This window comes from Bacteroides sp. CAG:633 (genome assembly GCF_000435115.1).
Lineage (GTDB): Bacteria > Bacteroidota > Bacteroidia > Bacteroidales > Bacteroidaceae > Bacteroides > Bacteroides ndongoniae.
The window spans coordinates 92,421-106,432 of the sequence record NZ_FR883034.1 but is presented as its reverse complement, the minus strand read 5'-3'; the positions used below and the strand labels follow the sequence as shown (position 1 = coordinate 106,432).

Genomic DNA, 14,012 nt, shown 5'->3' with positions numbered 1-14,012 from the left:
CTATGGCTCCCGAAGAAATGGTAGGCTCGCTGGCCACTCCGAAGGTACCCCTGAGCGCCTTCCTGCTGGTATTGTGCGGACTCTGCACATCGGTCATGTGGGGCGGTATCTTCAACCTGGCTGTTGAAGGACTGGGCAAGTACACCGCACAGGCATCGGGCATCTTCATGATGATGGTAGTAGGTGGCGGTATCCTGCCGCTCATCCAGAACGCTATCGCCGACGGCGTAGGCTACATGGCAAGCTACTGGCTCATCATCGCCGGTCTGGCCTATCTGCTGTACTACGGCCTGGTAGGATGCAAGAACGTCAACAAGAACATTCCAGTAGAATAATAGAAGAAGAGAAAAACACATATAGGTAATTTTAATTATTCACCTTATTAAAAATATTAGTATTATGGATATAGAATACGTAAGAAGCCGTTTCATCAAGCATTTTGATGGAACAACAGGAGCAGTTTACGCTTCTCCGGGTCGCATTAATCTTATCGGCGAACATACCGACTACAACGGCGGTTTTGTATTCCCTGGAGCAATCGATAAAGGCATGATAGCCGAAATCAAGCCAAACGGAACCAACATCGTGAAGGCTTACTCCATCGACCTGAAAGATTATGTAGAATTTGGTTTGGAAGAGGCTGACGCTCCTCGTGCAAGCTGGGCAAGATATATCTTCGGCGTTTGCCGCGAAATGATCAAGCGTGGTGTAGAAGTAAAAGGCTTCAACACTGCTTTTGCTGGCGACGTTCCCCTGGGTGCCGGCATGTCTTCATCGGCCGCCCTCGAAAGCACGTATGCTTATGCCCTGAACGACCTCTTCGGCGACAACAAGATCGACAAGTTCGAGCTGGCCAAGGTAGGACAGGCTACCGAGCACAACTACTGCGGCGTGAACTGCGGTATCATGGACCAGTTTGCTTCCGTATTTGGCAAGAAAGGCCATCTGATCCGCCTCGACTGCCGTTCGCTCGAATACCAGTACTTCCCCTTCGACCCGCAAGGCTATCGCCTGGTGTTGGTTGACTCGGTGGTGAAGCACGAACTGGCATCGTCGGCCTACAACAAGCGCCGTCAGAGCTGCGAAGCCGTTGTGGCTGCTGTTCAGAAGAAGCATCCGCACGTTGAGTTCCTGCGCGACTGCACGATGGAAATGCTGAACGAAGTCAAAGCCGAAGTCAGCGAAGAAGACTACATGCGTGCCGAATACGTCATCGAAGAAATCCAACGCGTGCTCGACGTTTGCGACGCTCTGGAAAGAGGCGACTACGAAACCGTTGGCCAGAAGATGTACGAAACTCACCACGGCATGAGCAAGCTGTACGAAGTAAGCTGCGAAGAGCTCGACTTCCTGAACGACTTGGCATTCGACTGCGGTGTAACCGGATCGCGCGTCATGGGTGGCGGATTTGGCGGATGCACCATCAACCTGGTGAAGGAAGAACTGTATTCTACATTCATCAACAAAGCAAAAGAAGACTTCAAGAACAAGTTTGGCCGTAGCCCGAAGATCTACGACGTAGTGATCAGCGACGGCGCAAGACGCTTGGAATAAAAAAAAGCGGGTTGAAAGACTCGTGTTTTTCATAATTAAATAATCAATTGGTTAAAAGTAGGAAGGAAACCGTGAGGCTTTCTTCCTACATCTTTTTTAGCGTCAGCTCACCCTGATCCCGGTCAGTATCATTTTCTTATGTTTAATATATACTTGTAAGTACTGTAATTACCACAGTTGTAACTATTATTGTTTAAGAAACAGTGCAGCCAACTATTTACAATAAAATGATTATGCTATTAAATTTCCCAAAATGAAGTGTTACACAATTATAGTATGCATAAACCAACTCTGAAATAAAAAACAGAGAATTTACAAAGATAAAAAGGCGTATATATAAATTCCTCTTACGCACTAACTTCCAACAAATTAGTTTTATCATCATTAATCTTCTATTTTACTAATAAATTTCACGCCAAATATAAACTTTTATAACTTTCTATTAATTTGCCTGTATCCCTATTCTGACAAAAGAAGGACAAAAAGACAAGTTACTGAGTCAACTACCATTAAAACACTCAAAACTGCTATAAACAAGAAATCTATTTGGAAAAATGTTCATTCAGACCTTAATCAAGATTCTGACGGCTATTAGCACGACGTTCGGAGTAATTAGTTGTACAATGTAAAAAAAGAAGAAAAAAAGAGGGAAGGCTACGGTTACCTCCCCCACTTTCCTCTCCCCGACCCCGACTTCCGCGTTACAGTATTACAGATTACAGTTAGTTTTTTTCAAAAAAAGAAAGACTGCCCACGGGCGACCCATTTCCGATCGCCTGCGGCAGTCTTTTTTTCGCTTTTCCGATACCGGTCTTTTTCGCTTACGGCTTGTTTCTTACCAGATGCCTTCGGTCGTCATCTGCACACGCTTCAGGGTGCCGTCCTCGTTGTAGTAGAGGCGGTCGATGCACACCGAACGGCGGAAGCTGCCACCCGTGGGGTTGATGGCGCCGTTGTGGTAGATGAAATACCACTGGCCGCCAAACTCGATGATGGCCTGATGGTTGGTGTTGGAGTTGCCGGCCAGCTCGTTCAGGACGCCCTTGTACTCCCACGGGCCGGTGATGCTGCGGCTCATGGCGTAGCAGATTTTCTCGGGGAACTCCGAGGCATACGACAGGTAGTACCAGTCGCCACGCTTGTGCAGCCAGGGGGCTTCGGTGAAGCGAGGCAGGTCGACGGGCACGATGGGGCCGTCCAGCTCGGTCATATTCTTCTTCAGCTTGGCGTAGTAGCACTGAGTGTTGCCCCAATACAGGTAGGCCTGTCCGTCGTCGTCGATGAAGACGGTGGGGTCGATGTCGTCCCAGTAGCTTTTGCTGCGCTCGGTAGTCATGTCGTTGGTTATCAAGGCCGAGCCGCGGGCGTCGACGAAGGGACCCGTGGGCGAGTCGGACACGGCCACGCCGATGGACTTGCCGGGGATGGTGGCGTGCTCGACGGTCACATACCAGTAGAACTTGCCGTCGCGCTCGATGACCTGACTGGCCCATGCTTCACCCTTGGCCCAGGCGAAGTCTTTGGCTCGCAGGGGGACGGGGTGTTCGGTCCACGTCTTCAGGTCGGACGAGGAGAAGACGCACCACTCGTTCAGCAAGTAGTGTTCGGCCGTGGGCGGACATTCGTCGTGGCCGGCATAGATGTAGACTTTGCCGTTGTGAACCATGGCGCCGGGGTCGGCCGTATACTTGTACTTCACCAGCGGATTGCCGCTGGCCACAAACGTGGTATCTTTTTGAGCCGACAGCCCGCAAGGAGCTGCCAGCCCAAAAGTTACCATTGAAACAACAACCTTAAAAAAACTCTGTATTTGCATAAAGATTACAGTTCAAAGATATAAACAGCAAATGTATTCGGTTCGATTTCTACACGCGCGCCCTGCGCTTCGACTGTCAGCGCCGATTCCTGGGGCACGATGGCCGAAGGAGCGTCGAGGCTGTTGTCCTTGTCCAGGTCGGGCGAGGCCAGCTTGATGCAGCGTCCGGCGGTCAGGGCAGCTTTCTTCTTCATGCCGTCGAAGGTCAGCTGGATGCTCTGCGCCTTGTCCGAGGTGTTGGCCACCTTGACGATGTACTGGTTCTTATCCTTGTCGACCACTGCGCTGGCAAAGAGTCCGTCTTGGCCTTCGGCACCCGTCACGGCTCGTTTGTCCATGGTCAGCGGCAGCACGTGGGTACCCTTATACAGCCCGTAGAGCTGCTGCACGTAGTAGCTGACGGAGCGTACGGAGCGCAGGTTGTCGTACCAGATGAGGTCGGGGCGCCACTGCCAGCCCTCGACGTGGGCAAAGAGCGGAGCATAGGTAGCCATGTGAACGATGTCGGCATTGCGCTCAAGCCCCGTCATAAAGGCAGCTTCGAGCAGCGAGGCGTGGAAGTGGTTCCACTTCTTGCCCTTGCCGTGGCAGGCATATTCGCCGGCAAACACCTTGGGTCCCTTGCGGTCGTAGCCGTCGTAGCGCGCGCCCTGACTGAGGAACCACGATTCGGGGCGGTAGAAGTGTTCGTCCACCAAGTCGGCTTTCAGACGCTTCATCTCGGGCCACAGGTAGTCGAACTGCTTGCCTTCGGAGTCGGGACCCGAACTGCCCACAATCTTGATGTCGGGATAGGCCTCGCGGATGGCTTTGACGAAGGGTTCCAGATACTCGGGATACTCGCTGCCCCACTGTTCGTTGCCGATGCCGATGAACTTCAGGTTGAACGGAGCGGGATGCCCCATGTCGGCACGCAGCTTGCCCCAGGTGGTCGTCGCATCGCCGTTGGCGAACTCAATCAGGTCGAGCGCATCTTGTATGTAGTCCTGCAACTGGCCAACGGGCACATGGGCGTCGGCATTGGGGTTCTGGAACTGGCAGGCAAGGCCGCAGCTCAGCACCGGCAGCGGTTCGGCACCAATCTCTTCGGACAGCTGGAAAAACTCGTAGAAGCCCAGTCCGTAGCTCTGATAATAGTCGGGATAGAAACGGTGGGCGAAGGTGTACTGCCAGCGGTTTTCGTTCAGCGGACGGTTCTCGACGGGGCCTACCGAGTTCTTCCAATTATAGCGGGTGGCCAGGTCGGTACCCTCGACGATGCATCCGCCGGGGAAGCGGAAGATGCCGGGCTTCAGGTCGGCGAGCGCCTGCGCCAGGTCTTTACGTAAGCCGTTTTCGTGCCCCTTCCAGGTGTCGACGGGGAAGAGCGAGATATGCTCCAGGTCGACTGTCTGCGGCGATGCCAGGAAGATGCGGAGCACGGCTTTGGGATTGGTTACGGGCGACTTCAGCACCACCTGATACTTCTTCCACTCCTTCGAGTCGATGTCCAGCGTGGCGGTGGCAAAGGCCTGCTGTTCGCCCATCGACTTGGTGTCTACCAGTTCGACGCGAATCTTTCCGGCCTCCTTGCCGTCGGGGATGCGTGCCCACACCGAGAAGCGATATTCAGCATCGCGGCTGACGCCGATACCGAAGAAGCCTTCGTTGTCGAGCCCCGTCTGCTTGTGCGGGTGTCCGGCGTAAGCCAGGCGTACGTAGTGCGGATTGCGTTCGAAGGGGCCGTCGTCCTTCACCGTCACCTTGCCGAAGCTCTTCCACCCCATCAGGTGTTGCGGAAACTCGAACGAACGGTTCTTCACCAGTTCGGCATACAGGCCTCCGTCGGCCGCATAGTTGATGTCCTCGAAAAAGAGTCCGTACATGGTGGGCTGAATCTCGGCGCCCACTTTTTTTGTCTGAATGACAAACTCGTGCGTCTGCGCCTGCAGGGTCATGCCCACGGCCAGCGCCATCGTCGTCAGTAGTCTTTTGGTTTTCATCATGGTTATTATTTTTAATGTAAGTTTTTGTTTTTCAAATATTTTTCGCAGTTATAGCGTTACAGTATTACAGTTACAGTTAAGTAAATTAGAATAATAGAAGCCTTCCTCCTCCTCTCTCGTTCTTCATTCTTCGTTCTTCATTCACTTCACCCTCTTTCCCCACACCGAGCGTCCGCGCGCGTCGAGTCCAGTGAAGAGTACCGTTTCCTGTTTGTTCTCCCAGTCGTGGCCGGCAAAGACGATGAGGTTGTCGATCGGCTCGCCGTCGAGCGTCAGCGTAAGGCCTTGCTTGTCCTCGACAAAGGCCCAACTACCTGCCCCGTTGGCCAGCTCTCCGCCCTTGGCAAACTGCAACTTGCGCGAGCGGTTCCATTCTTCCTCCTTCAGTTCGCCTTCGCCCCACAGAATCTGTCCAGCCTCCAGGCGACGTTCGTACAGGGGCTCCTGCACACGGATTACCTCCCACTCGCCTACGAGGTCGGCCGCCCTGAAGCGGCGAGGCTGAGTGCCGGCATAGCGTTCGGGCGACACGACAGGCCATCCGTCGTCGGTGAAGAACACCTGACGCACGTGTAAGTCCATCATCAGGTTGTGAGGCGAAAGACGCCCCTGATGAGCCATGAAGAATCGTCCGTCGCCGGTCGTAAAGACGCTGCAATGCGCCGTGCCCGCCCAGCCCGGATGATTGTCGAAGCGATACGGAGCCGTCAGTATGGGGAAGTTGTTGGTCGTATCCTTCAGCTGCTTGCCGAAGAAGTCGGTAAAGGGTCCCTCGGCTTTGTCCGAACGGCCTACGCGCACGTTGTAGGTGGTCATCAGCGGGTCGTACGACGTAAAGAGGTAGTATTGCTTCAGTTCGGGGTGATAGATTATTTCGGGAGCCTCCAGATTGTCTTTCCGATAATTGGCGCGGCGTGCTATCAGATGCCCTCTGTCGCCCTCGACCAGCGGAAGCCCGGTCGACGGATTCAACTCCAGGCAATACAAGCCACCAAAGAAGGAACCATAATGCAACCACCATTTTCCGTTCGCAGGGTCAACCACGACGCTGGGGTCGATGGCATTCATTGCTGTCGTTTCATCCGTCCGGACTACACATCCCATCTGCTTCCAGGGACCTTCGGGCGAAGCCGATTCGGCCAGCCCTATATAAGACGTTTTCCGACCGAAGGCCGAAACGCTGAAATAAAGTCGGTATCTGTCCTTATACGGAACGATGTAGGGCGCCCAGATGTTGGTAGCCCCCTGCCCTCCCGCATGAGCGTGCACCCACTCGACGGCTTCGCGAGGAATCTCGGGGAATGCCCATCCGAGGAACTCCCAATGCACCAAGTCCTTCGAACGGCGCATCTGAATGTAGCCCAAGGGTACGCCCTTTTCTTCGGCCAGCTTGCGGTTTTCACGATAGATGGCGTCGGTAGAGTACATATAATAATAGTCGCCAATCTTCCGACACGAAGGGTCGTGAACGTTGTACGTTCCCCATTGACGGTAGTCCTCCATCGCAGAGACATGATGATAATCGTCGCTCCAGGGATTGGGCGAAGCAGTCGGTACAAAAGCCGACTGAGAACAACTCACTAAAAAGAGACTCGCTAAACCTGCAGTCAGGCAGAAAAGGTTTCTCATAATACCAGCATTTTTATTTTTTAGCAAAAATACGCACCGACCCAACTTCGAAAGGTGGACAAACGAACTTTTTAGGTGGACAATAGGCCACCAGAGGCAAAAAGCCCGCCACACATACTTTCACATCTCGCCGAATCCATTATCTTTGCCAGCACTAATACCAAGAAAAATGAAAACAAATCTCAACCTGTACCTTATTATATTATACAGTCTGTTTCTGTCGTGCCCCGCCTCAGCATGGGCACAAGAAACGTTTGCCGACCGATACAACATCTCGTACATCACCATGAACGAGGGACTGCCCAACAACTTCATCGACGACATCTACAAAGACAGCCACGGCTTTCTGTGGATTTCGACACAAGGAGGTGGCCTATCAAGATACGACGGTTACGGTTTTGTTAACTTCAGCGTTAGCACTCCCCACTGTCCGCTGAAAAGCAATTTCGTGTACAGGGTCTTCGAAGACCGCTTCCAACGCCTATGGGTGATTTCGGAAGGCGGAACCGACATCATCGACCTCAACACGTTGCGCCCCGTTCCGCTGCTGAAAGGTCTCCCCCATCAGGAACTGGCATGGCAACCCGCTTCCTACATTCTGAACGATACGCAAGGCTACATCTGGCTGTATGCCGACAAATTTCTGCACCGCATCGAACTGGACGAGCAAGGAGGCATACGCAACGTATGCTCACTGCAAACCAACAGCTCCTTCCGCGATGCAGCCATCCTGTGCGATTTCGACGCCGACGGAAAAATATGGATGGGCCTCAACGGAAAACTGTACAAAGTAAGCATGGACACCCAAGGCAAGCTCACCGCCAACCCCATCACAGGCAGCTTCTCCTTCAAGGCCGATACATACTTCAACGACTTCATCATCAAGGAAAACGAACTTTGGATAACGACCAACTACGGACTGTACCGATACAACAAGAAAGAGAACATCGTGAAGCATTACCAACACCAGCCACACGACCCCTACTCACTATCGCAAAACTACCTGACCGATCTGGCCATCACCAGCGACAAGCAGCTCATCATCGGTAGTCTGAAAGGCCTCAACGTCTACAACCCCATCAAAGACAACTTCGAACGAATCGAAAACGAATACTCGCACACTGGCAGCAACCTGCTGAACAGCAACTTCGTCAACTGCATCACTGTCGAAGGCAACCACATCTGGATAGGCACCGACAACGGAGGTATCAATAAGTTTACCACCAAGCGCCTGTCTATACAAAACTATCGCCACGACCCGCAAAACAGTCATACCCTGTCGCATAACCCCGTAAACGCCATCTACGAAGACCGCGAAGGTACCCTGTGGGTTGGAACCGTAGAAGGCGGACTGAACAGAAAAGAAAAAGGAAGCGACAGCTTCACACACTATACGCACGAAGACGGCATACTGAGCCACAACTCGGTCAGCGCCATCACCACCGATCCACAAGGTCGCCTGTGGGTAGGAACCTGGGGAGGAGGCATCAACCTGCTCGACCAGAAAAATCCACGCCATGTACTGATGACCATCTTCTCACCTTCCGACGACAACAAATATCCCGGTAGCTTCATCGGCGCACTGACGTACGACTCCATCAACAACGGCATGTGGATAGGCACCAACCAGGGCATCTACTTCTACGACCTGCAACAAAGCAAGTTCATCCTGCCCCTGCCCGAACAGGTAAACGCCAACATACGCGGTTGCATCGGATCGCTCGTCGATAAGGAAGGACACCTGTGGATGGGGTGCATGGACGGCGTCTACATCATCGACTTGCACACACGCCCGCAATCGGACGACAACACCTACTTCGAATACCGCCATCTGAAGTACAAACTGGACACCCCCACCTCCAGACAAGTGGAGAAAATCACCTGTATGTATCAGGCCAAAGACGGCACGCTATGGCTGGGCAGCAACGGCAACGGCATCTATCGGCGAAGCACCGACGAACAAGGCAACGAAACCTTTACCGCCTACACCACTCAACACGGACTGGCCAACAACAGCGTCCGAGGAATACTCGAAGACGACAAAGGGCTGCTATGGATAGCTACTTACAACGGCATATCAAGACTGCACCCCAACACAGGCCACATCACCAACTACACCCGACAAGACGGACTGGCCGACACCCAATTCTATTGGAATGCCGCCTGCAATTCGACCGAGGGCGAACTGTACTTCGGCCATCTGAAAGGACTGACCTCTATCAAATACGACCTGCCGACGGTGCCCGAACAGCCCTCACAAGTAAGGTTCACACGCCTGCTGGTAGGCAATGAAGAAATCTATGCGGGCAGCGAACAACTGCCACAAGACATCGCCGTGACCCGTGAAATCGAAATACACGAGAAACAGAAATCCTTCTCGCTGGAGTTCTCGGCCCTGAACTTCGAGTCCGAACATACAGCCACCTACGCATATCGCCTCGTGGGCTTCGACTCGAAGTGGATCAAAGTGCCCTGCGACCGCCGCTTTGCCAGCTACCCCAACCTCTCGCCAGGCACCTACACCCTGCAAGTGAAGTATTGCCCCGACGATGCAAACAGCCAGGAAAATCTGACCGAACTGAAAATCATCATCAAACCCTACTTCTACAAACAGCCTTGGTTCGTACTGCTGATGACTGTCATAGCCCTGATATTGACTTGGCAATTCTACCAATGGCGCATCCGCAACTTCGTCAAGCAGCGCGAACTGCTCCACCAGAAAGTAGAACAGCGCACCCGCGAACTGAACAAACAAAAAGAACTGCTGGAACAGCAGACTGAAGAACTTTCACGACAGAACCTGATGCTGAAAGAGCAAAACGAAAAAATCACCCGCCAGAAAACACAGCTGGCTAAAATGGCACGCAAAATACAAGAACTCACACTGGACAAGATAGCTTTCTTCACCAACATCACCCACGAGTTCCGTACTCCCATCACGCTCATCATCGGCCCCATAGAACGGGCACTGAAGCTGAGCTACAACCCGCAGGTCATCGAGCAACTGCACTTCGTAGAACGCAATTCGAAATACCTGCTCTCGCTCGTCAACCAGCTGATGGACTTCCGCAAGGTAGAATCGGGCAAACTCGAAATCGTGAAGAGCCGGCACAACTTCCAGAAGTTTGCCGACGAACTCATCACCCCCTTCGAAGTCTTTGCCAAAGGGCGCAACATCAGCCTGAAGCATTACTACCGCCTGCCCTCGCCCGAATTTACGTACGACGAAGAAGCCATGCACAAAGTGCTGACCAATCTGCTGAGCAACGCCATCAAGTTCACCCCCGACGGCGGACGCATCGCCCTCTACATCGCCCAACTGCCACCCACCGACCAGCGCGAAGCCACCCTCTACATCTGTGTCAGCGATACAGGCGGAGGCATCCCGACCGAAGACATCGACAAGATATTCAACCGCTTCTATCAGTCGAAAGGGCAAAACAAATACCCCATGTACGGACAGACTGGAAGCGGCATCGGCCTCTACCTGTGCAAGCGCATCATACAGATGCTCGACGGCGACATACATGCCTGCAACAACCACACCGCCGGCTGCTCGTTCCGCATTCTGCTGCCCATCGGACAAGAAGATGCGATAGCCCATGTAGCTATTCCCTCTACTCCGTCAGCCGAGGCAGTTGCCAAGTCCGAAAACGCAAGCGAAACCAAGAAGGAGCTGCACATACTGGTCGTAGAAGACAATGCCGACATACGAGCCTACATCCGGTCTATTCTACGCGATAAATACCACGTGAACGAAGCAGCCAACGGTATCGAAGCCTTGGAAGTGCTCAATGCCCACCCCGTCGACTTCATCATCAGCGACCTGATGATGCCAGGCATGGATGGCCTTGAACTGTCGAGAAGGGTAAAGGCCAACATCGCCATCTCGCACATCCCCTTCCTGATGCTTACGGCTAAAACCTCACAGGAATCGCGCATCGAAAGCTACCGTGTCGGTGTGGACGACTATCTGCTGAAGCCTTTCGACGACACCTTGCTGCTGGCACGCATCGAAAACATACTGGAGAACCGCAAACGCTATCAGCGGAAGTTCGCCCTGAATATGCAAGTGGACGAACTGAACATCGACGAAAAGTCGGGCGATAAAAAATTCCTGAACCACGTTATGGATGTAATGAAGGAAAACTACAAGAACCCCGAATTCGAAGTCGCCAACTTCTGCGAAGCAGTAGGCGTCAGCAAGACCATGCTGAATCAGAAACTGCAAAGCCTCGTAGGACAATCAGCAGGCCAGTTCATCCGTAACTATCGACTGAATCTGGCACGCGACCTCCTCCTGAAGCATCGCGGGCAGAAAGACACCAGCATCTCCGAGATAGCCTACGAAGTCGGCTTCAACGATCCGAAATATTTTACCCGCTGCTTCACCAAGGAGTTCAACATCACTCCCCGCGAACTGCTGAACAAAGAAGCCTAAGGAGTAAAGCCCAGTCCCCCTCCTCTACTCCCCCGTACGAGCCACGCTTGCATGGCTCATGAGCCGCACTTGTGTCCTTCGTGAGCCACACTTGCGTCCTTCGTGAGCGCTCGCAAAGCATCCCTTTTAAGTACGTAAAACAAATAGATGGGCGCACCATTCTGCACACCACATTCCTACACACAATTCTTACAAAACTATCACATTTACAATACAATAACCTTTCTACTCACCGATACAATTAGTGTAGTTTTTACATTGATTGTCCGTTTGTCCACCTATCAAGTCCATTTGTCCACCTCAATATTTACATCTATCTATACATTTGCAACACGTAAAAAGTATCATTTATTGTTTAACTATTAATTCGATATTATGAAAAAGGCAAGAAAGTGGCCGTCCATCCTATTGGCGGCATTTACGGTTTTTTCATTCGGAGCTTGTGAAGAGTGGGGAAAAGCAGACCCACCCGCAGGTAACGACACTTATCCGGAATTAGAACAAGTAGTCAACATCACCTTCGAGGATGACGCATTCGATCCGACAAGCATGGATTATTACGCCTATCCCAACGGCGAAGTGCCCGAAGTAGTAAAAGACGACGAAGCACGTGGCAAAGTACTGCACCTGCCCGGAGGTTATGCGCGCATCTTCAATCCGATGACCAGCTACAAAGCTCAAAACGGAGTTTCACTCACCTTCTGGGTCAAACAACCCCTGATTGTCGATGAAGAAACAGGCGAGACAAAAGAAAACGATCTGACAAGCGCCCTGTTCTCTTTCCAAAACGAGAATGCTACCCAAAAACTGTTTTTCACAGCCAACGGCTGGCTGTCGTACGACGGAGTAGATGGTGAATACGAAGCCCTCAACCCCGAAAATGTGGAAACAGGTATGCTGGACGGAGCCGACGAATGGCATTACGTTGCCCTCACCGTACGCAACGACGGATACAATGTATTTGTCGACGGCAAACAGCGTGTCAACGAAACAGTCACCAATTTCGACTTCAGCAAAATCGTTCAGTTCATGGCCAGCTGCGCCTATATGTATATAGGTGAAGGAGCCGGTACCGAAGACGAAGCCCTGCCCGAATTTTGGATCGACGACATCAAAATCTACCGCAATCAGATTGGCAGTAGCGAACAAGCTGTGCCTAGTGGAGGAGAAGCCGACTATCATAACTGGATCATCAGCGGAAGCGAAGACTTCACCGACGGATTCTTTGCCGTACAAACCAAGTTAGTCAAATTCAAGACATCGGCTCACTTCGGCTTCTACAACTACACTGACATGGCCGCCAATTATAACAACTGGGTCATCGTGCTGACCAACGGAAAAGCCTTTGGCGAATCGGGCTATGCCGAACACTTCGTACTCCGAGGCGATGCCTACGGCTGGGGAGACGCCCACTACGACGGCACACAAATCAACAGCACCTTCAACTGGGACAACTTCACCTCCGAAATGAACGGTGCTTACGTCGATGTCACCCTGACACGCAACGAGAATACCGTCAACATGGCAGCCGTTGTAACAGGTGCCAGCGGACAGACCTATACATACAACTTCAGCTACACAGGCGAGTTGGAAGAGACGGTAGGCGCATTCATCACAGGCGAAAAGAACTACATCAAGCTCGATGCCGAACAAGTATATGCCGATGGCGAAAGCTTCACGCCGGGCAGCTATCTGGTTGGTCCCGAAGATTGCAGTGCCGGCTGGTGGAGTGTATTCTCCGACAACTACGTCATCAAAGGCAACAATGAATATCCGTTCGGCATCATCTTCACCAACAGCACCAACGGACAAAAAAATTGGAATAACTGGATACTGGTAACCACCAACGGTGTACCTCTGAACGGTGCCGGCTATGCCGAATACTTCGTACTGCGCGCCGATGCCTACGGCTGGGGCGATGCCAACTATTCGGGCGACAACATCAGCCATGGATTCAATTGGGATACCTTCAAAAACGATATGCAAGGAGCCTATGTACGTTTGTTCGTCAACCGCAACAATACCAATCTGTCTATGAACACCATCATAAGAACAGCTTCGGGCAGCGTACTGACTCCCTACACATACAGCCATACAGGAATCTCGACCGACGAAGTAGGAGTATTCCTCACTGCCGAAGGAGCAAGTCTTGACATCTGTACCGTAGGCTATTTCCCCTATGCAAGTGACGTTGTGCAATAATATAATACTTAAATCTGTATGAAACACTATCGAATAAAAGTGAATAAGGCGTTGAGCGCAAAGCTTCAACGGTTATTACCGATAATAATTCTATTATTGGCAGGAATGAATGCTTGGGCACAAACCAAGCAAGTTAGTGGTGTCGTAACCGACGGAACAGGTGAAACCGTCATCGGCGCCAGCGTACTGGAAAAAGGAACCACGAACGGAACAATTACGGACCTGGACGGTAAATTCATACTGACCGTCAACGAAAATGCCGTATTGCAAATCAGCTATGTAGGCTACACCACACAGGAGGTTCCCGTAAAAGGAAAAACATCTTTCAACATCACCCTGAAAGAAGACAGCGAGATGCTGGAAGAAGTCGTTGTAGTAGGTTACG

The 14,012-nt window shown here is 52.0% G+C and carries 7 protein-coding genes and 1 pseudogene; 5 read left to right on the top strand and 3 right to left on the bottom strand.

Features of this window, described 5'->3' with window-relative positions; all coding sequences use genetic code 11:
- Together QVP67_RS05010 and galK are read left to right on the top strand one after the other, a co-directional pair.
- Window positions 1-335, top strand: a pseudogene (locus QVP67_RS05010) (MFS transporter); the annotation flags it as partial.
- A gap of 64 nt (window positions 336-399) precedes the next feature.
- The gene (gene galK, locus QVP67_RS05005) at window positions 400-1,554 is read left to right on the top strand and encodes a galactokinase (protein WP_022162467.1); all 1,155 of its coding nucleotides are present in this window, start codon (window positions 400-402) and stop codon (window positions 1,552-1,554) included.
- 835 nt (window positions 1,555-2,389) lie between these two features.
- Here galK and QVP67_RS05000 read toward each other — a convergent pair.
- The 3 genes from QVP67_RS05000 to QVP67_RS04990 form a co-directional block, all read right to left on the bottom strand.
- On the bottom strand, window positions 2,390-3,334 hold the full coding sequence (locus QVP67_RS05000; protein ID WP_022162465.1) for a glycoside hydrolase family 43 protein: 945 nt from the start codon (window positions 3,332-3,334) through the stop codon (window positions 2,390-2,392).
- A 41-nt stretch (window positions 3,335-3,375) separates the two neighbouring features.
- Window positions 3,376-5,355 (bottom strand): alpha-L-arabinofuranosidase C-terminal domain-containing protein, encoded by a 1,980-nt coding sequence (locus QVP67_RS04995; RefSeq protein WP_288179918.1) that lies wholly within the window; start codon window positions 5,353-5,355, stop codon window positions 3,376-3,378.
- 141 nt (window positions 5,356-5,496) lie between these two features.
- Entirely contained in the window at window positions 5,497-6,984 is a 1,488-nt protein-coding gene (locus tag QVP67_RS04990) for an arabinan endo-1,5-alpha-L-arabinosidase (RefSeq protein ID WP_022162463.1), read from the bottom strand.
- Between the two features lie 169 nt (window positions 6,985-7,153).
- Between QVP67_RS04990 and QVP67_RS04985 the strand changes: the two genes are divergently transcribed.
- From QVP67_RS04985 to QVP67_RS04975, 3 genes are all read left to right on the top strand, one after another.
- Window positions 7,154-11,425: a hybrid sensor histidine kinase/response regulator transcription factor gene (locus QVP67_RS04985; RefSeq protein WP_022162462.1), complete on the top strand. Its 4,272-nt coding sequence runs from the start codon at window positions 7,154-7,156 to the stop codon at window positions 11,423-11,425.
- Window positions 11,426-11,800: 375 nt separating this feature from the next.
- Entirely contained in the window at window positions 11,801-13,627 is a 1,827-nt protein-coding gene (locus QVP67_RS04980; RefSeq protein WP_022162461.1) for a hypothetical protein, read from the top strand.
- A gap of 105 nt (window positions 13,628-13,732) precedes the next feature.
- Window positions 13,733-14,012: carboxypeptidase-like regulatory domain-containing protein (locus QVP67_RS04975; RefSeq protein WP_288179923.1), on the top strand; the 280-nt coding region annotated here is incomplete at its 3' end.